We start from the raw sequence: 24,266 nt of genomic DNA on the forward strand, positions 1-24,266 counted from the left end.
CTCTACCTACGTACTTCTTGGGGTGCTTGTGCATGATCTACCCCCGGCTTATCCGGTGATAGTCTGTGGCTGGAACAATTGAAACTCCATCGGTATGAAGATGTCAAGCGCGATCCCTTCTACCGCCTCACACGCACCATTTTTTACCAAGGCCGGCGGTGGATAATGCTGCACCCATCCGCACCAGGGACCGGCGGGTGACAGAGGACTTTTCAGCGAAAGAGCAGGGATTTGAGGCGTAGCGGCCAGAACCGGGGACTGCGCAATCTGCTGCAGGCTGCCCAGGCGTGGTGCAGCTGCACTGCTTGTCCGGTTCGTCCGCCATAGACCGATGCATTGTGCACGGCAATAATTAGCTCGATTTCGTCGGTGACCGCCGGCAGTCGTTTCATCAGCCGCCGGCCATATTCCCGTGGCGTTTCCGACGGCATGAGGGGCAGCCCGCTCACGGCGCCCCAGTGCATCAGGGACAGGTAGAGCTGAACGGGGCCCCGCGAAGGTGTGCCGGCACCGCGCAGTTTTCCCGCCAGGGCCATGACTGCGCCAACAAGGTCGCGCAGCAGGTGCCGGAACAGCTGCCAGGGGCTGGGACCCGGCGCTGTCGTATCACCTCGCTTTGTCAGCCACCACACCAGCTGCCAGAGGAGCAAGGCGCACAAGGCAAGCGCAAGCAGCAGACCCAGGCCGGCGGTGAGGAAAAGAAGGATTTTCTGCACCAGCAGCAGCCATCCCTCCACCGGCTGTTCAGCGATATGCTGCAACGGGGCACTCTCCGCCGAGCCGGAACCTGCCGCATCGGAGCGCAGGCGGCCAGAGCCGAAGAGAAAGCGCAGGATACGCAGCAAGAGTTCACCCAGCGGCGTGGTCACCGTTTTCAGAACCGCCACCCCGGTCTCGGCCGCCACGGTCAGGTACGGCAGGAACAGGGCGATGACGCCGCCGCCCAGCAGCAGCACTAGGGCGAGAAAACTGACGACCGCGCCGATACCGCGAAAGCCGGAGATGAAACCGCTTGTCCCTTGTCCCGTGCCGCAGCGGGCCAGGCAGAAAGCCGGTACAGTGAAGGCCAAAAAAGCCAGAAGCAGCCGCGGCAGGGAAAGCCCGGTGAGGATAATACCCCCTTCGACGAAGAGCAGCATCTCAAGCAGGTGCAGCAACACCAGGGCGATGACCCCGAAATCAAAGTGATTGGATACCGTGGCATGGCTTCTCGGCAGCAGAGCCAGCCGAGTTGCCGTTATCCACAGAGCCAGGCAGCAGCAAAGAGTCACCGCCAGCCGCAGCCAGTGGAGCGGCGTTCTGGACATGGTAAAAAACTCAGCTAGCCAGGCCCTATCGAAAAATGAGGACGCCGGAGTTTCCACAGCATAGATGAGAACACCACAGGCCAGCAGCAGACCGGCCAGGTGCAGGGCGCCGATCTGATAGATCCGCCAGCCGCGGCGATGATGGGACACGGTCAGCAGCGTGGCCGAAACGGCGATACCGAGGGTTGCCAGATGCGGCAGAGGCTGGTGAAAACCGGCGAGCATGATCAGTGCAGCCCAGCCGTACAGCCAGCTCAGATCCATGCCCAGCAGAGCTGCCAGGAGCAGCCATTCCCTCCTGTCGCTCATGCGGATCGAGCCTCCGGCAACAGGTGGTCCAGCGGCAGTACGCGTTCTCCGGAAAAACCGGACGAGGCAGGGTGGTCGAACTCGGTGCAATAGATTGTGGTCACGGTGATTTTTTTCCGCCGCAGGAGGTGAACCGGCTCATCGGCCTTCTCCGGCCGGTCCAGGGTAAAGAGGATGCAGCTCAGACCGCTGTTCAGGCCTCGCACCTGCCGGAGATGGTCGCCGATGGGCCGGCGGCAGGTCATCTCCACCCCGGCCAGTGTCTCGAGCATCAGCGTCGACTGACGGGCGCTTCGGGCCACCGCGACAAAAGGTGAGCGGTTGCCGGTCATCACGCCGTTGGTAACCAGACCGACGGCGAACCCCTGCCGTTCACACTCAACAGCCAGCGAGGCGAGCCCCGACACCGCCCTCTCAAAGCTGTCAGCCGCCGCTGCCGCGGCAAAGGGGCCGACATCGAGGACAAACAGCACCCGGGCCTGTCGCGAGGGTTCAAAAACCCTTTCCTGCAGCCGGTTCAACCTGGCACTGGCGGTCCAGTGGATATAGCGGGATGGTCGGCCGGCGTGGTACTCACGGGTGCCGAGGAGGTAGATCGGGTCTTCGACCGGACTCTTCGCCCCAGGACTGCCGAAGAGGTCTTTTTTTATGTGGCCAAAGGGGTGCAGCGCCAGCAGACGGGGGTAGACGATCAGGTCGAGCGGTTCCTGCATCAGAGTCTTTTCCCGGGGGTAGATGCCGAGCAGATCGCCGCATATCACCCGCGGCGGACCGAGTCGATAGATGCCACGCTGTTGCGGCAGAAGATGCCAGGAAAAAAGCACCGATTGATACCACAGGAGGCCCTGCTCCCGGACCGGTGCGACCTGACCGGATGCATCCTCGACCGAGCCGGGAACGGGGACAATCACCCGCAGCCACACCGGCAGGGGCTGCCGATTTTCAGCGAGGATGTCCATCTGCACCGGTTCACCGGGAAAAACCCGGTCCCGGTCAAATGACGAGCAGACCTGCAGCCGATCGTGGCTGAGCCGACTCCACAGCCAGGCGCCGTAGACGAAGGCCAGCAGGAGCACCAGCAGCAGGGTCAGGTTTTTCTGGGAATGCAGGAGGGAGAAGGCCAGCAGCCCGAGGAGAAGCAGCTGCATGAGGCCGAATTTTAAAAAAGTTGCTTCCCTGTCGTCAACGACTGCCATGATTTTTCAGGTGACGCCGACCGGAACGGGGATGCGGGCGATGATATCGTCGAGAACCTGGTCGACGGTAGTGCCCCGAAACCGTTCTTCTTCACGGAGGATCAACCGATGGCTGAGAACCGGACGACACAGGGCCTTGATGTCGTCCGGCAGCACATAGTCCCGGGCATGTAAGGCGGCAAAAGCCTGCCCTGCCCGCTGCAGGCCAAGGGCTCCGCGGGGGCTGGCTCCGAAGAGGATGGTCGGCTCCTGCCGGGTGGCCCGGACGATATCGGCAATATAGTGGCGAATGGGGTCTGTCACACGAATTTCCTTTCGCGCCTGCTGCATGGCGACGATCTCCCAGGGTGCGGCAACGGCGGCCAGCTCCTGCAGCGGTTCGTCCTTTTGGAAGCGGGCCATGATGGCAATTTCCTCTTCGCGGCTGGGGTATCCCATATGGATACGCAGGAGGAACCGGTCGAGCTGGGCCTCGGGCAGGGGAAAGGTCCCTTCCTGCTCGATGGGATTCTGGGTGGCGATGACAAAAAAAGGCGCCGGTAAGACCATGGTCTGCCCATCGACGGTAACCTGCCGCTCCTCCATGCTTTCCAGCAGGCTTGACTGGGTGCGCTGGATGGTGCGATTGACCTCGTCGGCCAGCAGCACGTTACTCATCACCGGTCCGGCTTGAAAGGTGAACTGGCCGGTCTGCTGGTTAAAGACATTAAAACCGGTAATATCCGACGGCAGCAGGTCCGGGGTGAACTGCACCCGTTTGAAGGTCCCGCCGATGGACAGCGCCAGGGATTTGGCGATAAGCGTCTTGCCCAGGCCAGGCACGTCCTCGAGCAGGACATGACCGTCGGCCAGAAGAGAGGTCATCAGCAGGCGGACAACCTCCTCCTTGCCGATAATCACCCGGCCGATATTCTCAATTATGCGTTGACACAGGGTCAGATCCACCATGCTCGGTCGCTTCTCCTTTCTGTTATTTTTCTCTGTGTGGCGGTTCCAGGCCGTCCGTCGGCCAGGTCATTTTTTGGATAAGGCCGGGTAAATTAACCAACCTGGTGCAAGGCACAAGGACCCTACCCTACCATTTTTTTGCACAACAAACGACACCTCTCTTTTGCTGATCATCATGCATGAGCAGGTTCACCTCTTCGACCTGCGAATACTTTTTTATAGGGGAACCCTTGCGATAGCGGCTCACTCATAGGAATATCCAGTTTGACAAATAGATCAATTCAACTGTAAGTTCACCTCCTGAGCTCTTAGGCTCCTGGGCAGGGGCAGTATCATGCCCTATCACAAGGCGACGGACAAACAACGTGCCGGCCGACAGCGGCATTGAATGAACAAAAGAAAAGAGGTGAAGAGGATGGGCGAGGACTATCGATTAATGTGGACGGAGCTGGGGCTTGATCTTCAGGCGCACGATGCACTGCTTGGCGTTCTGGGACAGGCCTATGGCGATATATTTTTATCCCAGAAGAATCGCCCGGAAGGGATGGGCTATTTTGATTTTGTCATGAGTGAGGTCCATGGCCTGCGCATCCGCGAATTACTCGATGAGAAAAAGGCCGGCAGGAAAATCATCGGTTCTTATTGTGTTTTTGTTCCGGAAGAGATCGCCCTGGCCGCCAACGCCACGCTGGTCGGGCTCTGTTCCGGTGCTGATTTCGCCATGGATGAGGTGGAGAGAATACTGCCGCGCAACACCTGTGCACTGATTAAATCCGCGTTCGGTTTCAAGCTGGGCAAGGTCTGTCCCTACCTGGAGAGCGCCGACATGATCGTCGGAGAAAACACCTGCGACGGCAAGAAAAAGGCCTACGAATCCCTTGGCCATCTGGTCGAAAATCTCTATGTCATGGATCTCCCCCAGGTGAAATCGGCCAACGGCAAAACACTGCTCAAAAGTGAATTCCAGCGGTTCAAGACGGCGGTCGAACACTTGACCGGGGTTGCTATGACCGTGGAATCCCTGCAGCAGGCGATCAAGATGGTGAACGCCAAGCGGACGGCGCTGCACCGCCTGTCGTCGCTGCGAAAATCTGACCCGGCAACCATCTCCGGCCTCGATGCCCTGCTGGCCAATCAGGTTTTCTTTTATGACAATCCAGCCAGATTTACCGAGTCGGTCAACAAAATATGCGACGAGCTGGAACACCGCATTGCCGAAAAAAATGGCATTTTCCCGGCCCGTACACCACGCATTGTTGTCTCCGGCTGCCCCCAGGCGGTGCCCAACTGGAAACTGCCCTGGATTATAGAGACCTCCGGCGCGGTCATTGTCGGGGAAGAATCCTGCGTCGGAGCACGCGGTACCCGTAATCTCACCGATGACTCGGGAACGACCATCGATGCGATGCTCGATGCCCTTGTCGATCGCTATTTCCAGGTTGATTGCGCCATTTTCACACCCAACCATGAACGTCTTGACCATATCCAGGAAATGGTCGCCGACTACCGGGCGGATGGCGTCATCCACTATGGCTTACAGTTCTGCCAACCGTATCTTATGGAATCGATACCGGTGGAAAAGGCGCTGGAGCAGAAAAATATCCCCTGTCTGCGCCTTGAAACCGACTACAGTATGGAAGATGTCGGACAACTGAAAACGCGGGTGGAAGCGTTTATTGAACAACTGCGATAAAAGACATGAGGAAACCTTAGAGTGCATAAGCGTTTTGCAGGAATCGATATCGGCTCACGGACCATTGAGCTGGTCGTGGTGAATGAAGAAGGAACAATTGTCGAAAGTCGGCAGTCGGACACCAATTTTGATCCCATGGCCGAAGCGAATACGCTGCTTGCCGGGGTACAATACGATTGTATTATGGCCACCGGGTATGGGCGGACTCTTTTCGAACTTGCCTTTGCATCGCCGACGGTCACGGAAATAAAGGCGCATGCCACCGGGGCGCGAGTTTTTTTCCCGGAGGCGCTGACCATTCTCGACATCGGCGGCCAGGACAGCAAGGCTATTGCTCTTACCGAAAATGGCCGGGTGAAAAAATTCGAGATGAACGACCGCTGTGCGGCCGGGACAGGTAAATTTCTCGAGGTAATGGCCAGAACCCTTGGCTACGCCATCGATGCCTTCGGCAAGGAAGCTCTTCTTGCCGAGCAGGATGTCAATATCTCCAGTATGTGCACCGTCTTTGCCGAATCGGAAGTGACCTCACTGATTGCCAAGGGGACGAATCCCCGGGAGATTGCCCTTGGCCTGCACGCAAGCGTCATTCGCCGAGCCGCCGGCATGATCAACCGGGTCTCATCAGCAGGCGATATCGTCTTTACCGGCGGGGTCGCCAGAAACCCCTGCATGACCTCCCTGCTGGCCAAGAGACTTGGCCGCAGGGTGTTTATCCCCGAAGACCCGCAGTGTATAGGTGCATTTGGCGCCGCACTGCTGGCCCGGGATATTTGATATGCTCTTTCGACTCCCTCGATAATCAGGTATATCAATCAAACCTGTGCCACTACTGGTATGCCTGGCGCCGATATTTTCACCTCTACCCAGTGTTCTTTATGGTCATCGACCAGGGGGATGGTCGTATCGTTGAGTTCCTGGCCATCGACCGTTACCTGGACCGTTACCTGTTTTGCGCTGTTGCCGGAGACCTCTTGCCGGACGTTGATGTGATAGATCGATTCCCGGTAGCGATAGTGCATGGTGAAGCCCGGCCAATCGGCCGGCAGGCACGGGCTGAAATGCAGCGTATCGACGTCAAGCCGCAAACCCAGCAGCGATTCGACGATCAGCCGATACATCCATGCCGCCGAACCGGTGTACCAGGTCCAGCCGCCGCGTCCGGTATGCGGGGCTACCGCATAGACATCGGCGGCAACGACGTAGGGTTCGACCTTGTAGACAGCCGTCTCGGCCGGCGTTCGGCCATGATTGATCGGGTTGATCATGGTGAAAATCTCCCAGGCGCGCCGGTTGTCGCCCTGGCGCGCAAAGGCCATGGCCGTCCAGATTGCCGCATGGGTGTATTGCCCGCCGTTTTCACGCACACCGGGAACGTAGCCTTTGATATAGCCGGGATTGAGCGCCGATTTGTCAAACGGCGGATCGAGAAGCTGGACAAGGTCGTGTTCACGGCGGACGAGGTGTTTATCGACTGCCTCCATGGCCTGGCGGGAGCGCCCCTCATGTCCCGCGCCGGACAGCACGGACCAGCTCTGGGCGATGGAATCGATGCAACATTCGGTGTTCGAGATTGAACCGAGCGGCGTCCCGTCGTCGAAATAGGCCCGGCGGTACCACTCGCCGTCCCAGCCATGCTCCTCGATATTGCGCTGCAGTTCTTCGGCCTCCGCATGGCAGCGTTCGACCATGACTATGTCATCGCGCAGGTCGGCAACTTCGGCAAAGCGCATGAGTACTTCGTAAAGAAAAAATCCCAGCCAGACGCTTTCGCCCCTGCCATGTTCACCGACCAGATTCATCCCGTCATTCCAGTCGCAGGAGCCGATCAGCGGCAGGCCATGTTCACCAAACCGGAGGCTGTTGAGAATGGCCCGGACACAGTGATCATAGAGACTCGCCGTCTCATCGGTGCGGATCGGCAAATCGTAATACGAGTCTTCATCGGCGTTTACTTCGCGGCCCCGGAGGAAGTAGACCTGTTCATCGAGCACGCCGCTTTCGCCGGTGGTAAGGACATAGCGGCAGACGGCCAGCGGCAGCCAGAGGTAGTCGTCGGAACAGTGGGTACGCACGCCTCGGCCAATCGGCGGATGCCACCAGTGCTGCACGTCTCCCTCCTCGAATTGCCGGGATGCCGCAAGCAGCAGATGCTCCCGCACCAGGTTTGGCCGGGCGTAGAGCAGGGCCATCACGTCCTGCAGCTGATCGCGAAAGCCAAAGGCACCACCCGACTGATAGGTTGCGCAGCGCGCCCAGAGCCGACAGGCGAGAGTCTGATAGAGGAGCCAGCCATTGGCCAGAACATTGAGGGATTGATCCGGGGTCTCGACATGGACTACGCCGAGGGTATGGGCCCAGTGCTGCCAGACCGTGTCGAGAGCGACGCGGGCGGCGGCTCCGCCGCGGAATCGATTGACCAGTTGTTCGGCTTCATGCCGGTCTCGTCCCACACCAAGCCTGAAGATAATCTCCCGCTCCTGCCCGGCACCAAGGTCGAAACTTACCTGGATGGCGGCGCAGGGATCAAAGGCAGCCCCGACCCTGCCGGACAGGCGGGTCCGGCCCATCGCGGCAGGTGCCGCCAGGGTTCCATTACGGCCTAAAAATTCGGTCCGGTCGCCGGTTATGCTGCGATGCCGGTCATCCACATCAAAGAACGCCGTGCGGTTGGGGAACTCGGTATTGTAGGGATTGGCGGCGAGGAGTGCGCCGCTTTTCGGATCAACGGCGGTAATGACATGCATGATCGATTTTCGCCGCAGGTCACCAAGCACCCATTCGACATAGCCGGTGGCCGAAAGTTTCCGGGACCGGTCCGATTCATTGCGCACTTTCAGCACCGCAAATTTAATGGGTGCATCGAGAGCCACGTACAGCCACAGCTCGGAGCGGATGCCGCGTTCCGTGCATTCGAACACGGTATAGCCGAAGCCATGCCGGGTGACGTAAGGCGAAGCGCCGCGGCAGGGTGAAGGTGTCGGCGACCAGAAGTGACCCCGCTCTTCATCGCGAAGATAAAAGGCCTCGCCGCTCGCATCGCTGACCGGATCATTAGGCCAGGGGGTCAGTCGGAATTCATGGGCGTTCTCGTTCCAGGTGCAGACCGGGCCGCTTTCGCCGATAATCGTGCCGAAGGAGGGATTGGCCAGCACGTTTACCCACGGCGCCGGGGTTCGGTCACCTGCGGTGGTGGTAATGACATATTCCCGACCATCCGGGGTAAAGCCGCCAAGGCCGTTAAAGAACAGTAAATCGTGGCGCGGCTGGGACGCTGCCGCCTCTGGTTCGGGACGGAGGGTCCGGGTGGGGATGAGCTGGGAAATATTCATCCCCAGCAGGCTGCGCCCGCCGATCTGCTCGGCGAGCGTCCCTTTACTGTCGGTGAGAATAACCCGGGCAACAGCCTGAAACAGGATGCGATCCTCCTCGGCTATCTGATCGGCGATCCGCACGAAGATGCCGCCGTGTCGTTCGGTGAGACCGGCTTCGATTCCGGCGATGTGATCGACTATCTGGTCGTGGAGAAGCTGCCGGTATCCGGCATGATCCTCGTTCCAGATCACCAGATCCACCGCCAGGCCTTTCAGCCGCCAATAGGCGTGGGCCTGAACCAGTTGCCGCACCAGATCAATATTGGCCGGATCGGCAATACGCAGCAGGACAATCGGCAGATCGCCGGAAATGGCATAACCCCACAGACCTGATTGGCCGCGGTTATTCCTTTTGAGAATGTCCGTATCGGCACGCAACGCGCCGTTGGCGTAGAGGACAGCCCCGGCCAGGCGGCCATAGAGATGGGCATCGGTCTCGGTAGCGTTGATCTGGCGCAGCAGCACCTGCCCATGGGTCCAGGCCAGGTCGAAGGCACGATCGGCGAGATAGCGATCCTGATATTTCTCCACGAGACCCATTGCTTCATCACGGCTGGCGCCGATACCGGTGACCATCATTATCGTCACCGATTCGCCCGGATTCACGAAAAACCGCGAGCGGATGGCGACAATAGGATCAAGCACCGAACCCTGGCTGCCGGAGAGGCTGTGGTCGCTGCCGGCCTTCCCGCCCATGGCCTGCGGGTTGGCGATGCTGTTGCCGCGGCCGAGGAACTTGAGGCGGTCGGTTTCATAGGAAATCTCCTCGACAGCTGTCCCATGAATGGCCATCAGATGCAGCATCCAGGGCGCCTGTTCGCCTCGCGACCGAGGCCGGCGGGTGCAGAGGATTGCCCGCTGTTCCGGGATTATTTCCGTCTGGACGAAGAGGTTGCTGAAAGCCGGATGCAGGGCGTCGGCTATGGACGTTGCCAGGACCACCTCGGCATAACTGGTTACATCGATCTCTCTTGTCCGGCGAGTGCGGTTGGTAATCTTTACCCGCCGCAGCTCGACATCGTCGTCGGACGACACGACAATCTCGGTATAGGCGTCGAGCTCGTCGTAACGACTGCGAAACTCGGCCCGTCCCTCTGAGAACACCGCCTCAAAATTTGTGCCGCGCTTCAAAGTCGGTTGGTGGGTGGTCGACCAAAATCTGCCGCTGGTGACATCGCGGATATAACAGAAAGTGCCCCAGTTATCGCAGGTACTGTCTTCGCGCCAGCGGGTAATGTCAAGGTCCTGCCAGCGGCTGTAGCCGCCGCCGACAGCAGTTATCATTACGTGATATCTGCTGTTTGACAGGAGATGGACCTCCGGATACGGCGAGTCGGGACTCTTGAAAATCCGGAGCGGCATCTCCTGTGTGCCGCCGGCCGTTTGATGCTCAGCCAGCTCGGAGGTGTGGGCATAAAAAGTCGTCGACTTGGGGATCTTCTCCTGCAGCAGCAGGAGCGTCGCCTGGAACAGCGGTTCCGACTCGAATCTCTGCTGCATCGGCCGGTCGAGGAGCAAAGATGCCAGAGAGAGAAAACTCATGCCCTGGTGGTGGGCCATGAACGACCGCACGATGACCTTGGTCTGGCCGGGCGGCAGACGTGAGGCGGTGTAATCGATGGCTTCATAAAAACCGTATCTCCCGGCAAAGCCTTCTGCAGTCAGGCGTTCAAGATTATGACAGGCCTTTTCCGGCGCCACCATCAGCGCCATCACCGAGGCGTAGGGAGCGATCACCAGATCTTCGGCGAGCCCGCGTTTCAGTCCCAGCCCGGGAACGCCGAAGGCGCGGTATTGATAGTTATGATGCACATCGATGGCATTATAGCCGCATTCAGAAATGCCCCACGGCACCCCGCGTTTTTTACCGTATTCGATCTGGCTGGCCACCGCCGCCTTGCAGGTCTGGTGAAGCAGAGTGTCTTCGTAGGTCGGCATGACCAGCAGCGGCATTAAATATTCGAACATCGAACCGCTCCACGACAGGAGAATCGACTCCCCCCCCGTGGTCGTCAGCAGACGTCCGAGGGCAAACCAGCTTTCCTGCGGCAGTTGTCCCTGGGCAATGGCCACGAAACCGGCAAGCCGCGCTTCCGAAGCCAGGAGATCATAACAGCTGGGATCCCGGCGATGTTCACCGACATTGTAACCGATGGTCAGCAGACGCTGCGAGGGGTCGTAAAGAAAGCCGTATTCCATCTGGGCGAGCTGATTTATCCGCAGGGCCAGGTTTTCAATGGCTGCCATGCGGGTTGCGGCCGGCCTACGCCCGGCTGGCAAATGGTGTTCCATCTCCACCACCTGGCGGAGGCTTGGGATCTTGTCACCATCGACACCTTCGCCGAGTTCATCTGCAGAGGACAAAGGCTCCATCGACGGCGCGAGCAGGGTCAGCTCATCCAGGGCGTCGCGGCACTGGTCGGCAAAGGCCTGGGTCCACCACCGCACCTGACTGGTGGGGTCGGTATCGATTTCTCCCGCTTTTGCGACCAGCAGGGTGGCAGAGCTGGTCAGCTGCAGCAGACACAGTCGCATCGCTATCAGGCTGCCCGGTGGGACGGCTATTGCTTGATCCAGCTGCTTGTGCAATGCAGTCCGCAGGTCGGTCAGGGTGCCCCCGTTCACGTCACGCAAAACCGCCAGCGTATCACTCAGGGCATCAAACACTCGGTCGCCGGCAATCGGCAGATCGGCAAGTCTGCGTAGACCAGAGGCCAGGGTGAGAAGGTGGCCGGCCAGATTGCCGCTGTCAACCGACGAAATATAAAGCGGCTGCAGCGGCGTCAGGGATTGGGTGTCATACCAGTTATAAAAATGGCCGCGATGCCGTTCAAGGGATTCCATGGAGCGCAGGGTATTTTCCGTTCGTTCCATCAGTTTTCCGGCGGAAATATAGCCGAAATCGTAGGCGGATAAATTGGCCAGCAGGGCAAGGCCCATGTTTGTCGGCGAAGTTCGGTGGGCGATCACGCCGACCGGATGTTCCTGGAAGTTATCCGGCGGCAGCCAATGGTCCTCCCTGCTGACGAAGGTCTCGAAGAAGGCCCAGGTTCTTCGGGACAGCCGGCGGAGAAAAAGCGTCTGCTCGGCAGTCAACTTTTCGGTACGGCGGGCAAGCGGCCTGCTCATCCACCAGGTGATCAGCGGCGAAAAAAACCATCCAACCAGAATCGGCAGGGCAACAATAAGGGCAGCCGGTTGCAGCAGGGCAATAGCTCCTGCCGAAACGACGGCAAGGGCCGGGGCGCTCCACATCGACCGACAGGAGTCGACAAGGCCACGGCGCTCCGTGCTGCCCACATCACTCGATGGGTTCCACTGGAGCAGTCGCCGGTGCGAGATATGCATTCGCCAGAGCGTGCGCAGCACCCCATCCAGACTATAAAAAGCCTCATGGGGTAAACACACTAGGGTGAACAGCGCCTGCAGACAGTGACGACCGACCGCCTGCATGTTGCCTGCCAGATGTTGACCGAGCGTGACATCGGCCGGCTTCTGCAGGGTGTTTAAGGCCGAGGCCAGCAGTGAAGGGATGACAATCAGGCCGGTCACCGCCAGGGTCCAGAACCAGGGAGAGGCGAGTACGGTCCAGCCGAGCAGCAGCAAGAGAACTAAGGCCGCCGCCATCAGACTGCGCCGCAGATTATCGAGGATCTTCCAGCGCGACAGCATCGACAAGGGGTTCTTGTGCAACTGGTGGTCCCGATCGGGCACCCAGGGCAACAGCCAGCGGGCAATCTGCCAATCCCCGCGAATCCAGCGATAGCGGCGTTTGACATCATCGTTGTAGCGGGACGGATACTCCTCGTACAACTGCACATCGCTCTGCAGTCCGGCCCTGGCGTAGCAGCCCTCGAGCAGGTCATGGCTTAAGATGAGGTTGTCAGGGAAACGTCCGGCCAACGCCTGTTCGAAGGCTTCGACCTCATAGATGCCTTTGCCGATGAAGGAGCCTTCACCAAACAGATCCTGATACACATCGGAGACGGCACGGGTATACGGATCGATGCCGGGATCACTGCCGCACAGACGGGCATAGAGCGACCGATTCGTCCCGGACAGGCTGATTGCCACCCGCGGCTGAAGAATGGTGTACCCGGCAACCACCCGCTGTTTGTCTTCATCATAGAGTGGCCGATTGAGGGGATGGGCCATGGCGCCGATAAACTGCCAGGCCGAATCGCGGGCCAGCAGGGTGTCGGTATCGAGAGTAATCACGTACTTCACCGCCGACAGGATGGTCGTGTCGCCGACGACAAGGGCAAAAGGGGCGACGCGCAGGCTACTGGTGTCACGCAGCAGGTTGTTTAAGTCGGCGAGCTTGCCTCGTTTCCGCTCGTAGCCCATCCACATTTTTTCCTGTGGATTCCACCGGCGCGGTCGATGCAACAGGAAAAAAATATCGCCTCCGGCTATGCGGTATTTTTCGTTCAATTGTTCTATTTTCCGGCGGGCCATATCGAGCAGTGGTTCGTCTTCCGCCAGGTTTTCTTCATCGGCATCGCGAAAATCGGTGAGCAGGCAAAAATGGAGGTGGGGATCCCGATTGGCCAGGAACCGCACCTCCAGGGCCTCGATCAGCTCCTCTATATTGTCAGTACCGGTCAACATCGTCGGCACCACTACCAGGGTGCGCAGTTCTGCGGGAATCCCCTTGGATAAATCCAGGCGCGGCAGCGATTGCGGCGTTGCCAGTACGGTCGACAGCCAGTTAACCAGGGCGACCGCCGCCTGACTGGCACCGAGAAGGGCAAGCAACCCGAACAGCCAGAGCGGCCAGGACTGCAGGCCGTCGGATGCGGCTTTCACCGTAAAGATTCCGGCGAGCAGGGCGATCAGCAACAGAATAGCCCCAGCATACATCGCAAAAGGAACGCGGCGGACGACTTTGACAAGCACTTCGGCGGGTGAAAAACGAACGCCGGCTTGATGTTCGAGTTCGGCAAGACCCGCATCGATAAGGTAGAAACCGACGTGGAGCGTACGGTCAGCGCCTTTTGCGGCTGCGGCCTTTTGGGCCAGCTCGATCGCCTGACGCGCCACCTGGTCCTCGGAGCGGGAACTGCGGACGGCGATTTTTTCGACGACATGGCGATAGCGGTCGCGGCTGGCAAAATCCATCCGGCCATAGACATCAGCGGGATCTTCCCGCAGGACCTGCTCGACCACGCTCATCGTCTCGACGAACTCGCCCCAGTCCATGGCGCTGAGATAGCGGAGATTGCCGATGCTGCTGCTCACCGAGACCTGGTCGGCCGCCTGCTGCTGGGTTTCCGCCTGCACCAGGTGTTCGATGGTCAGGTCGAATTCGGACAAGCGTTGTTCCAGCCAGGTAAGCGGCAGGGCCAACGCCGGGCCCTGGCCCTTGAGACGGCGGGTCAATTCGGCAACAAAGGAGCTGACCATCGGTGGGTTTGACCGGGCCATGTCGGCGATCACCACAATGAGGTTCTTCGGATCCTCGGTGGCGGTTTTGACCATTTGATCGGCCCAGTGATCAGCCAGGTTGCGATGTATTCTGTCGATGGCGATTCGGGCGGTGATCCGCCTCAGGTTCTCAATCAGGGCGAGACGCAGCATGATCGGAATGGCCCAGAGTTCCCCCAGCTTCAGAACGGTAACCGTCTGATATGAGGAGACAAAACTGCTGAGGCTTTCGGTGCCCACCCGGCCGTCTCCATGGGAGATGGTCTCAAGCGCAATGTCGTACACCCGCGGCAGGCCCGCCGATGGCCCGTTGAGCAATCGCGGCAATTCGCGGCTGTAGCCCTTCGGCAAATGGAGTTTCGCCGCACGGATCTGTTCTTCGATCAGGTAAAAGTTGTCGAGCAGCCATTCTCCGGCCGGGACAATCACGCGGTTGGCAGTGATCGCCTCGGTCAAAAGACGGCAGACTTCAACCAGTACCGACTCATTCTCGGCAAGCCGCGACAGCAGCTGGTCCGGTAGACGATCAGGATGGAGCGCATGACCCTCGGCAAGAGCTCGGCCATGCAGCTTCATCTGATCGCTGCCGAAAAGCTCCGATCGCAGCGGCTGTTCTTCCATGGAGGTCACTTTCGCAGACCTTTTCTTGATGAGATCGCCGAGAAAGTGAAACACATTTCTGCGGAGAGTCGTGGGGGTGACCTTCATTGACGATGCTCCTTAAATGCCCGCGACACCCTCTTCATTTTTAATCCGGCTTTGCAGCGCGTACATGGTTGTTGATCCCGAAGACCAGAACATGAGCTTCCCCTCTTTCACAAGGTCGTTTGCCACATTTTTCAAATCACGGGGCTTTGTCTCCGGATCACAGGCATAAAAATCTTTGATATACAGCTGCGCTTTCGGTGATGTTCCTGCTTTCTCAAGTATTGCAGCTTTGAGTGCTTCCTTCGTTAATTGCATGTACAACCTCCAATAGAATATAAAATCGGCAGAAATCTGCCAAAACGTGAACGGAACAGTATTTGTTCTCACTCAAGGTTTCCATTCTTGGTGTTGCAATTTATACGCCTGTTCCCCGTCGCTTGATCGGCTGTTACGTAAATATCTCTTTTTTAAAGATAATTGATTGAGAAACATGTGCAGTCTATTCAATCGCCGACGGAGTCCACAGGGTCATACTTGACCAATGGTCAAATATGACCAAAAGTCCGACAGATCCTGACGATCGTCGGAAGTTGCTCTCTTTTCTGTTGTTTTCGTGTTCTATACCTGATACCTTTGTGACGTGTTCACTGCCGCTCTACAATTGACCTCTCCTGACAGCGTCCCGCTCATAGCCGAGGCATATCTGTTCAAACAATTTTTATTCATCTTTTTACGCTGTAGCTAAAAAGGTATCAGATAATTCGGAGGGTTCCCTTTTGACATTTGATGTTATCCTGCTGTCTATTATTATAGCCGTCGCCTTAGTCCTGTTTATAGGCGGCTGGCTGCGTGTCGATCTGGTCGGGCTGCTGGTATTGTCGGCCCTGTCCCTCACCGGTTTAGTCACGCCGCAAGAGGCATTAGCCGGCTTCAGCAGTCCTGCCGTGGTCATAGTCTGGGCCTTATTTATCCTCACTACCGGGCTGACGCGCACAGGTATTGCCCACCAGCTCGGCCAGCCGCTGCAAAGATTCGCCAAGGGCAGCGAAGTCCAACTCATGGTGGTGCTGATGCTCTCCGCCAGCATCTTGTCGGCGCTCATCAATACCGTTACCGTTGCGGCTATTTTACTGCCGTCGACGATGGAGCTGGCCCGTCGCAGCGGGCGTTCGCCATCTCGCCTGCTTATGCCGCTGGCTCTTGGCTGTCTCCTGGGCGGCCCTTTTACCGGCATCTCAACCCCACCAAACATTTTGGTGACTGACGCAATGCGCAATGCGGGGTTTGAACCTTTTGCCATTTTTGACTTCACACCAATCACCGCGGTGATCGTTGTTTCCGGTATTACCTTTATGGTACTTTTTGGCCGGCGCCTGCTGCCCAGCAACCGTTCCGTTGATACTTCCGGCGGCGATGGAGCGATTGGTGCTTCCTACCAGCTCAATACGTATATTTTCACTACGCAAATTCCCGCCGGATCCCCGCTCGACGGCAGGACAATTGCCGAGAGCAGGTTGGGCTCCGCCCTCTTTATGACCGTGCTGGCACTCAAACGCAAAGGGGTGTTGATGCTCGCTCCCCGCCCGGACGATGTGCTGCAGACAGGAGATATACTCATTGCCCATGGCAGTCCCGAACACCTGCAGCGGTATCACGCCAGTCAGCATCTCCAGTTGGAATCGTCGGCCCTTGTTCAGGATCAACTCCGCGAATCCCTGCATATGGCAGTAGGACATATCGCTGCAGGATCACCGCTTATTGGTGCTACACTGGCGGAGAGTGGACTGCGGCGGGAGCATGGCGTGCATGTGCTGCAGCTGCATGGTCCGACGGAAGATGAGATCAAAGATCTGCGGCGACATCAACTTGCGGCTGGAGACCGCCTGCTGCTGCAGGGTGAACTGGAATCGCTGGAAGAATTGACCAGCCGGAACCTTATCTCAGAGCTGCACTTCATCACCGAAAAAGACCAAAAGACGCTGGCGGATAACCGTACCGAACTGTTATCCATACGCGTGCCGCCGGGCTCGGTACTGACCGAGCATAACCTGGTTGAAAGTCGTCTGGGCAATGCTTTCGGCCTTACCGTAGTCGCCCTTGTACGTGGGGAAGAGCTGCTATGTATGCCTTCGCCGGAGGAAATAGTCAAGGCCGACGATCTGCTCATAGTGCAGGGTGCCCCCCGCGATCTGGAGATTCTTGAAGGTCTTCAGCAGCTGGCGATTACAGAACAGTCGTCCAGTCTGATTGCTGAACTGGAGTCCCAGCACATCGGGGTGACGGAAGTCCTGCTCTCTCCACGAACCACCCTGGCCGGACAGAACCTTGCCGACCTGCTTTTCCGCGATCGATATGGCATCAGTGTGCTGGCAATCTGGCGCAAGGGTTCGGCGTATCGAACAGGTCTTCAGGACATGGCCTTACAGTTCGGCGATGCCCTGCTGGTCTATGGACAACGACGGAAACTCGAGGCCTTGTCCCGCGACCCGAATTTTATCGTCCTCGATGAAACCGCCGCACAGGCACCGCGTCTGGAAAAGGCGCGCATCTCTGTGGTCATCATGGTGGCGGTGATCCTGAGTGCTCTTCTTGGTCTTGTTCCTATCTCCATTGCCGCCCTGACCGGGGCGTCCCTGATGCTCCTTTTCAAATGCCTGACTATGGAAGAAGCGTATCGGGCGATTGAGTGGAAAGTGGTCTTTCTTATCGCCAGCATGCTGCCGCTGGGCGCGGCTCTCGAAAACACCGGGGCAGCACAGATGGGCGCGGCGGCTTTGATCGCTGCCGTAGGGGATCTCGGTCCCCGGTGGGTTGTTGCCGCGCTTTTTACCGTGACGGTGCTGGGTACGCAGATCATCCCTACCGCGGCCCTGGTGGTGTTGATGGCCCCGGTGGCGCTCAGTACCGCCGCTTCCCTGGGCATCTCACCGCATCTGCTGATGATGACGGTTGCCATCTCGGCTTCTTCGAGCTTTGCCAGCCCGCTCTCCCACCCAGCTCATCTGCTGGTTATGGGTCCCGGAGGCTATCGTTTTATTGATTATATGAAAGTAGGGGTGCCCATTACGATTATTGCTCTGCTCGTATCGGTGGGATTGCTGCCTATCTTCTGGCCGCCGTATTGATTTTTTATTCTCCCGGCAGCCGCACAATCAGAACAGGAAGAGTGGACCGCCGCAAAACCTTTTCAGCTTTGCTGCCCATTATTGCGCCGGCAAGTGACGAAGTGCCACGGCTTCCCATGACAATAAGATCACAGTTGCGCTCGCCCGCTAAACGGAGAATCACTTTGGCTGGTTTTCCATGTTCAATGACTATCTCGTCGGCCAGTCCAAAAGATTTTTCATCCGATGGAAACTGGTCCTGTACTTGACGACTCAAGGTATGATGCCGTATTTTCCCAGTCAATGTTGCCCGGGTTTGCTGATAATGGGAAGACTTGATCTCCTCCCATTTTTCTTTTTGAATATATCCGGTAATATGATCGTCGAGCCCCCTCTGTTCTTCCGGCAGCACATGGAGGAGGGTAATTTTGGCCTGGTAAAGATTGGCCAGGCTTACCGCATAGGCAAAGGCGTAGTTCGCATTCTCAGAAAGGTCTGTAGGAAACAGGATATTGCTTATTTTTATGTCGGGTATGTTCATTTTATCCTCGCATGAATAAGAAGCAAGAGAGCACATCGTCAGATGTGTTTCTTCATTAAGCACAACGACCATGGCCTCTATTTGAATTTGTTTTCAATTATGTTTACGTCATTCTGGCGAAAGCCGGAATCCAGTATTTTCAGACAGATGTAGATTCTTAAAGAGAGGCTAACCTATACTGTCCCTCCGTCTTTAGTGCGAGGCAAGGGCAATCCTCGGCCAAACAAGATTTTCCCACCAACCCTTCTCGCCATTCCAGTGGTTCAAGGTTTGCATGGCACCATTTATGACTGAATGCAGCGGGTCAGACGAAATTATCACCGCCATTTTAGTTCTAACGGCTATCAATCTATCCATTCCTTCAATGCACGCTCCTCCGCCTGTCAGATGTATACCTGTTCTCCGTATTTCAGCGAAGATTTTTTCTGGAAGCTGTTGTAAGGTTTTTTCTATTATTGCAATGATTTTATCGACAACCGGGGCTAAGGAGTTGATGATATCTCTTTTGTTTATACAACAATCAACCTTCTTTTTCTGGAACATATCGATACCGGAAAGAGTAAACGTTTCAGCCTGGTCATCTTGCTCGTTTATCATTGATGATATGACATGCGTTAATTTTTCAATAGAATCATCATACAGCTGCATTCTATATTTTGTCATAACTGCAGTACGAATCGATCTTTGAAGATCACTGCAGGCTATTCGAACCGATGACCAGTAAATAATGTCTCCACCACGAAACACTGCCATGTCAGTGATTCCATCACCGATGTCGACAAGCAGTTGGGCGGTGGGAAGGGTCATGTCTATTCCCGCACCGATCGCCGCAGCCCAAACTTCCGGGATGATAGATACGTGTAATGCCCCGGCATCAATAAGCGCTGTACGGAGCAGATCTCGCTCCTTCGCTGTAGCCCCTGTTGGCGCACTGGCCAAGGCTATTGGTGAAAAAAACAATTTTTTCGATTTTTTCACCAATGGTTTTAACAAGTTAGTGGCGTTCCTCAGGTCGACAATCACCCCGCCGCGCAGCGGTTTTGTGGCAATTCTATCATTAATGTACTGAAAATATTCATTGGAACTTTTACCGCTTACAAGGTTTGTCGCAGAGGGTGTTTCTATAACCTCATCATGCAATGTATTGTAAATCCGAGTACTTGCAGTACCTAGATCGACCGCTATATTGGCACGGGATATATTTTTAGTTAATTGAGATAACATTTTTTTCACTACTGTTTATAGTTGCAGGAACATTCTATGGCACACACCAATCTCCTGCGTACATTGTAAAATTTCTTTGCCATGCCGATATTGGCAACATCACACCTCGACATTCTGTAGAGCCGCAAGCAGTCTGCCTGTTGTTTCTCTGGCATCGCCCAGCAGCAGTATGGTCTTGCTGTTGTCATAAAGCGGATTCGGCACACCTGAATACCCGGGATTTTTATCGACGTTGCAGACAATGACCTGTTTGGCATCCTGAGCCAGCAGGATGGGCATACCGGAGATGGGCGTACCCTCACTCTCGATGGCCGCCGGGTTCACCACATCGCAGGCGCCCATGATGAGGGCGACGTCAGTTTTGCAGAAGAGCAGATTGGCCTCGTCCATCTCAAGCAGATTGTCATAATCAACATCCGCTTCAGCCAGCAGCACATTCATATGACCGGGCATTCTACCGGCAACCGGGTGGATGGCATATTTTACACTCGCACCTTTTTGTTCGAGCAGCGATATCAACTCGACCAGTTTAAACTGTGCCTTGGCCAGGGCCATGCCATAGCCTGGGATGACAATGACGCTTTGTGCGGCAAGAAGGCTTTTGACCACTGCCGCGATGGCATCGGATGTGCTCATGTCGGCCGCGGTATCAAGCGGGACTGGTTCTTCCGTCAGCAGCTCGAGCAATCGGTGGACCGTCGTTTTAGCATCCCCGGTAAGGAGTATGGTGTTCTCCTTTTTATACAAGGAATTGTCCACACCGGAATACCCAGGCTGACTGTCGAAATTGCAACATACCACATTTTTGGCCTGGTGGGCCATCAATATCGGCATCCCGGATATTGGGGTTCCCTCTATTTCGATGGCGGCGGGGTTAATCACATCGCAGGCGCCAACCACCAGGACAACATCGGTATTGTAGAAATCAGGGTTGATGTCATCCATTTCCACCAGCATATCATATTCGACCCCAGCATCGGCCAGCAGCACATTCATATGGCCAGGCATCCTGCCTGCCACCGGATGAATGGCATACTTTACTCCTTTGCCCATAGAGGTCAACAGCTGAGCCAGTGTCGCCACCTCATGTTGGGCTTTGGCCAGGGCCATACCGTATCCCGGAACGATAATGACCGTATCCGCTTGCCTGATGACCGCAACCGCTTCAGCCAGTGCATCTACCGTATCCGGTTTTCCCGCCGCCATCTTTATCGTCTGCACAGAGCCGGGGGATGTCTCCTGTTCCTTTACCGTGGCTTTTTTCTGGTACTTGTAATCCGGGAAAACAACCTTGGTGATTCTGCGGTTCATCGCTTTACACATGACATAGGTGAGTATCGAACCGGAAGCGGCCACGGTCGCGCCAAAAGCGATCAGCAGCTGACTTTCGATCACCATGCCGCAGAGAGCCGCCGCCAGCCCTGCCGTTGCATTCAGGGATGAAATCAGAACAGGCATATCGGCTCCACCGATACGAATCGCCAGAAGAATACCAACACCGGTGCCAAGGATAATCTCGATGAGATACAGATACATTGCAGTACCGGCGGGCATAAAAAAAGTCAGCGAGCCGATAACCACCAGGGCAGCAGTATTTGCCAGAACGAGAAAATTATGATGGTTCAATACCTGCGGCGCCTGGTGCATCCTATTGGCAAGTTTAGCGCTGGCGATCATGCTGCCGCTGAAGGTCAAGGATCCGATGACCAGGCCAAACAGGCCGGATATTTCACTGACCATGGAGAGCGAATGGGTACTGCGGGTCAGCTCCAGCAGGGAGACCAGAACGGCGGCAATGCCGCCCGCACCGTGTTGGAATGCGACCATAGCCGGAACCTGGATCATATTCACTGCCCGGGCCAGGGCGAAACCGGCGATTGCTCCTGCCAGAAGTGATACGACGACTGTACCTGTATCGACGATACCGTTGCGGTACAGCACCAGGATGAAGGCCAGAAACATGGCGGAGGCAGCGATCAGGTTTCCGTACTTCGCCCCGCGAGGACTACGAAACTGGCGGATGCCGATTATAAGAATAACTATTACAGTAAAATCAATAAGCAGAGTCATAGTATCAGTATATTCCCTTGTTGATGATTCAGCTTCTCTGTTTCTTTTCCTCGAAAAGGTTCAGCATCCTGTCCGTTATGACAAATCCGCCGACCACGTTGAAGGTTGCGGAAATAATGGCAATCGCCCCGAGTATCTTTTCTATCGGTGTTGTAGGGAATGAAAAAAGGGTAACCGCCCCAAGAATGGTGACGGCTGAGATGGCATTGGTCATCGACATCAGCGGAGTATGCAGCAATGGCGGAATCCTCGAAATCAGCATATAGCCAACCGCAAAAGAGCCGAGGAAAACAACAACCATCAAAATCAAATTAGACATGGACATACCTCCATAACAAGAGCGTGCCTGCAAAAGGTCGGTGCATTGCTGCCGACAGACAGGGACAGGGCGTCTCTGAACAACCTTGCCGGGTTTTTTTTCGATCCCCGGCAGGCATCGCCGGTGGATACATCTTACTTCATGGCCTTCAGGGCACCTTCATGGACGATCTTCGACTGATAGGTGACCAGAGAACCCTTGACGATTTCATCATCGAGGTCGAGTTGCCCCTGGCCCTTTTTAAAGAGGTTTTCCACATAATAGTAGAGATTGTTGGCATACAGCCAGCTCGAAGGAACTGCCATTCTGCCGGGAATATTTTGAATACCGCAGATATGGACGCCGTGTTTTTCGACAAAATGTCCAGGTTCGGTCGCCGCGCAATTCCCCCCCTGATCAACAGAGACATCAATGATGATAGAACCCGGCTTCATGGCGGCAACCATCTCTTCGGTGATGAGAATGGGTGCAACCTCCCCCGGTACCAGTGCGCTGAGGATGACCACGTCCATATCTTTCAGGTGGCCGGCAATAAGACGGCGTTCTTTTTCCAGCCAATCGCTGTCCAGGGATTTGGCATAGCCGCCGCTGCCGACCGCCAATTCCTGGGGAATATCAAATTCGATGACTTTTCCACCAAGACTGTCGCCCTCGACCAAGGCAGTTTTGCGGATATCCAGCGTCTTGACGACCCCTCCCAGCCGCCTGGCCGTGGCAATAGCCTGGAGACCGACAACACCGATGCCTATAATCAAGAATTGGGCGGGTTTTATCGTTCCAATCGCCGTACCGATCATAGGGATGAATATCGGCAATTTGTCGGCAGCCATGATCACTGCCTTATATCCGGTGACCGCACTCATCGATGACAGCGCATCCATTCGCTGGGCCCGTGAAATTCGTGGGATCCCATCCATGGTCAGTGCGGTGATATTTTTTTTCTGCAGATTTCTGATCATTTCGTGGTTGCCCGGTGCGGCAGGATGCAGAAAGGTGATCAGGATACTGTCCTTACGAAGCATTTCCACTTCGTGTTTTTTCTTTTGTTCGTTGAACACCGGCTGTTTGACTTTTAGCACGACATCGGCATCAGCAAGCATTTTTTCGACATCGTCGGCGAGCGTCGCCCCGACATTTTTGTAGGCATCATCAGTGATAAACACCCCCTCGCCGGCACCTTTTTCGACAGCGACGGTAAAACCTAAGGCAATGTATTTCTTGACGGTCTCGGGGGTGGCAGCCACACGTTTTTCTTCAGGGAGAACTTCTTTAGGTATTGCGATCAGCATAGTGAGCCTCGACGGTTGATTTATTATGCTCTTGAATGACGTTTCTTCTTGGTCTCTGCGGTTTTCCTGAAAAGTGTTCCCGACAAACAGCCTCAAACGATGCTGAATTTCTCGAGTGCTATTGGGTAAAGGCTCTTCAGCGCCGGGACAAAGATTGGTGGATGCTGCATCGACAGCAATTCTTCTATGGTTTTCAGGATAGCCGTCTCCACCTCGGCAGCAAACTTACCGTAGGAATTTTTCATTAATTCCTCCATGGTTTCACAGGCAAGAATTCTTACCTCGTAGTAGAGCTTTTCATCGGCGATAATTTTCAGCACCTGACCAATCATCTCATCAGATGGATTTTGTATGGTACCAATTCGTTTCAGTGTTTCTTCCCGAAGCCGCCAGTTATCCCGGTAGGCAAGTATCCGGGTGACACCATGTTGACATTCACTCAATTTACCTTCGTCGGACAATCGACAGACAAGTTCCAGAACGGGCCCCCAGTCTCTCAGATTTCCAAATGGGTCTGCTTGCATAGTTTCTCCTTATGGGTGGGAAATTTCATTATGGTCCCCCTATCGGTTTGCTAGCGTTGTAAAAAATCGTTATAACAAAATGAGCCATTCGACAGCATCCATGCATCCTTGTATCGCAAAAGGAATGCCAACTCGGAGAAATCAGGCAAGTATTTGATAAATAAAGATTTTATTCGGACAAGTTCAGCCAGGACAGGCGGATATCGGGCGGAAACGCCCATGAATCACCTTGGATAGTCTACGGTAGAGGAGTAACTGCTGAGAATTGATTCGTTTCTCAAAAAAGGGCGATT

At 56.0% G+C, this 24,266-nt stretch carries 14 protein-coding genes; 3 read left to right on the forward strand and 11 right to left on the reverse strand.

Annotated features, from left to right (window positions below; all coding sequences use genetic code 11):
- Positions 1–212: 212 nt before the first annotated feature.
- Genes ACYQ8U_RS01605 through ACYQ8U_RS01615 form a run of 3 tightly spaced genes read right to left on the reverse strand, consistent with a single transcriptional unit; the run spans position 213 to position 3,760 of the window.
- Positions 213–1,616 (reverse strand): DUF4129 domain-containing protein, encoded by a 1,404-nt coding sequence (locus ACYQ8U_RS01605; RefSeq protein ID WP_459943751.1) that lies wholly within the window; start codon positions 1,614–1,616, stop codon positions 213–215.
- Complete coding sequence (locus ACYQ8U_RS01610; RefSeq protein ID WP_459943752.1) at positions 1,613–2,812, reverse strand: DUF58 domain-containing protein; 1,200 nt, start codon at positions 2,810–2,812, stop codon at positions 1,613–1,615. The genes ACYQ8U_RS01605 and ACYQ8U_RS01610 overlap by 4 nt, the downstream gene beginning before the upstream one ends.
- Positions 2,813–2,818: 6 nt before the next feature.
- A complete protein-coding gene (locus tag ACYQ8U_RS01615; RefSeq protein ID WP_459943753.1) occupies positions 2,819–3,760 on the reverse strand; it encodes an AAA family ATPase in 942 nt (313 codons plus the stop codon).
- A gap of 415 nt (positions 3,761–4,175) precedes the next feature.
- On the opposite strand from ACYQ8U_RS01615, the gene ACYQ8U_RS01620 reads away from it, so the two are divergent.
- Both ACYQ8U_RS01620 and ACYQ8U_RS01625 read left to right on the forward strand, forming a co-directional pair.
- The gene (locus tag ACYQ8U_RS01620; protein WP_459943777.1) at positions 4,176–5,453 is read left to right on the forward strand and encodes a double-cubane-cluster-containing anaerobic reductase; all 1,278 of its coding nucleotides are present in this window, start codon (positions 4,176–4,178) and stop codon (positions 5,451–5,453) included.
- 21 nt (positions 5,454–5,474) lie between these two features.
- Positions 5,475–6,230 carry an acyl-CoA dehydratase activase gene (locus ACYQ8U_RS01625; RefSeq protein ID WP_459943754.1) on the forward strand — a complete coding sequence of 252 codons (756 nt, stop codon included), beginning with the start codon at positions 5,475–5,477 and terminating at the stop codon, positions 6,228–6,230.
- 38 nt (positions 6,231–6,268) lie between these two features.
- On the opposite strand, the gene ACYQ8U_RS01630 is transcribed toward ACYQ8U_RS01625, so the two are convergent.
- Both ACYQ8U_RS01630 and ACYQ8U_RS01635 read right to left on the reverse strand, forming a co-directional pair.
- Positions 6,269–14,962 carry a GH36-type glycosyl hydrolase domain-containing protein gene (locus ACYQ8U_RS01630; protein WP_459943755.1) on the reverse strand — a complete coding sequence of 2,898 codons (8,694 nt, stop codon included), beginning with the start codon at positions 14,960–14,962 and terminating at the stop codon, positions 6,269–6,271.
- 12 nt (positions 14,963–14,974) lie between these two features.
- Positions 14,975–15,217, reverse strand: coding sequence for a dissimilatory sulfite reductase D family protein (locus tag ACYQ8U_RS01635; RefSeq protein ID WP_459943756.1), 243 nt, complete (start codon positions 15,215–15,217; stop codon positions 14,975–14,977).
- A 461-nt stretch (positions 15,218–15,678) separates the two neighbouring features.
- Here ACYQ8U_RS01635 and ACYQ8U_RS01640 point away from each other — a divergent pair, with 461 nt between their 5' ends.
- Positions 15,679–18,027 carry an SLC13 family permease gene (locus tag ACYQ8U_RS01640; protein ID WP_459943757.1) on the forward strand — a complete coding sequence of 783 codons (2,349 nt, stop codon included), beginning with the start codon at positions 15,679–15,681 and terminating at the stop codon, positions 18,025–18,027.
- A 4-nt stretch (positions 18,028–18,031) separates the two neighbouring features.
- On the opposite strand, the gene ACYQ8U_RS01645 is transcribed toward ACYQ8U_RS01640, so the two are convergent.
- From ACYQ8U_RS01645 to ACYQ8U_RS01670, 6 genes are all read right to left on the reverse strand, one after another.
- Entirely contained in the window at positions 18,032–18,547 is a 516-nt protein-coding gene (locus ACYQ8U_RS01645; RefSeq protein ID WP_459943758.1) for a universal stress protein, read from the reverse strand.
- 192 nt (positions 18,548–18,739) lie between these two features.
- Positions 18,740–19,771 carry a rod shape-determining protein gene (locus ACYQ8U_RS01650; protein ID WP_459943759.1) on the reverse strand — a complete coding sequence of 344 codons (1,032 nt, stop codon included), beginning with the start codon at positions 19,769–19,771 and terminating at the stop codon, positions 18,740–18,742.
- 99 nt (positions 19,772–19,870) lie between these two features.
- The gene (locus tag ACYQ8U_RS01655) at positions 19,871–21,841 is read right to left on the reverse strand and encodes an NAD(P)(+) transhydrogenase (Re/Si-specific) subunit beta (protein WP_459943760.1); all 1,971 of its coding nucleotides are present in this window, start codon (positions 21,839–21,841) and stop codon (positions 19,871–19,873) included.
- Between the two features lie 28 nt (positions 21,842–21,869).
- Positions 21,870–22,160, reverse strand: a complete 291-nt coding sequence (locus ACYQ8U_RS01660; protein WP_459943761.1) for an NAD(P) transhydrogenase subunit alpha part 2 — start codon at positions 22,158–22,160, stop codon at positions 21,870–21,872.
- A 134-nt stretch (positions 22,161–22,294) separates the two neighbouring features.
- The gene (locus ACYQ8U_RS01665; protein WP_459943762.1) at positions 22,295–23,449 is read right to left on the reverse strand and encodes an NAD(P) transhydrogenase subunit alpha; all 1,155 of its coding nucleotides are present in this window, start codon (positions 23,447–23,449) and stop codon (positions 22,295–22,297) included.
- A gap of 92 nt (positions 23,450–23,541) precedes the next feature.
- Positions 23,542–23,973: a hypothetical protein gene (locus ACYQ8U_RS01670; protein ID WP_459943763.1), complete on the reverse strand. Its 432-nt coding sequence runs from the start codon at positions 23,971–23,973 to the stop codon at positions 23,542–23,544.
- Positions 23,974–24,266 lie beyond the last annotated feature (293 nt).

It is taken from the genome of Desulfocastanea catecholica (assembly GCF_054657295.1).

Bases quoted from the DNA above. Each gene is read 5' to 3' on its own strand.
- ACYQ8U_RS01605 (WP_459943751.1), bottom strand. From the start codon at position 1,616: ATGAGCGACAGGAGGGAATGGCTGCTCCTGGCAGCTCTGCTGGGCATG.
- ACYQ8U_RS01610 (WP_459943752.1), bottom strand. From the start codon at position 2,812: ATGGCAGTCGTTGACGACAGGGAAGCAACTTTTTTAAAATTCGGCCTC.
- ACYQ8U_RS01615 (WP_459943753.1), bottom strand. From the start codon at position 3,760: ATGGTGGATCTGACCCTGTGTCAACGCATAATTGAGAATATCGGCCGG.
- ACYQ8U_RS01620 (WP_459943777.1), top strand. From the start codon at position 4,176: ATGGGCGAGGACTATCGATTAATGTGGACGGAGCTGGGGCTTGATCTT.
- ACYQ8U_RS01630 (WP_459943755.1), bottom strand. From the start codon at position 14,962: ATGAAGGTCACCCCCACGACTCTCCGCAGAAATGTGTTTCACTTTCTC.
- ACYQ8U_RS01635 (WP_459943756.1), bottom strand. From the start codon at position 15,217: ATGCAATTAACGAAGGAAGCACTCAAAGCTGCAATACTTGAGAAAGCA.
- ACYQ8U_RS01645 (WP_459943758.1), bottom strand. From the start codon at position 18,547: ATGAACATACCCGACATAAAAATAAGCAATATCCTGTTTCCTACAGAC.
- ACYQ8U_RS01650 (WP_459943759.1), bottom strand. From the start codon at position 19,771: ATGTTATCTCAATTAACTAAAAATATATCCCGTGCCAATATAGCGGTC.
- ACYQ8U_RS01655 (WP_459943760.1), bottom strand. From the start codon at position 21,841: ATGACTCTGCTTATTGATTTTACTGTAATAGTTATTCTTATAATCGGC.
- ACYQ8U_RS01660 (WP_459943761.1), bottom strand. From the start codon at position 22,160: ATGTCTAATTTGATTTTGATGGTTGTTGTTTTCCTCGGCTCTTTTGCG.
- ACYQ8U_RS01665 (WP_459943762.1), bottom strand. From the start codon at position 23,449: ATGCTGATCGCAATACCTAAAGAAGTTCTCCCTGAAGAAAAACGTGTG.
- ACYQ8U_RS01670 (WP_459943763.1), bottom strand. From the start codon at position 23,973: ATGCAAGCAGACCCATTTGGAAATCTGAGAGACTGGGGGCCCGTTCTG.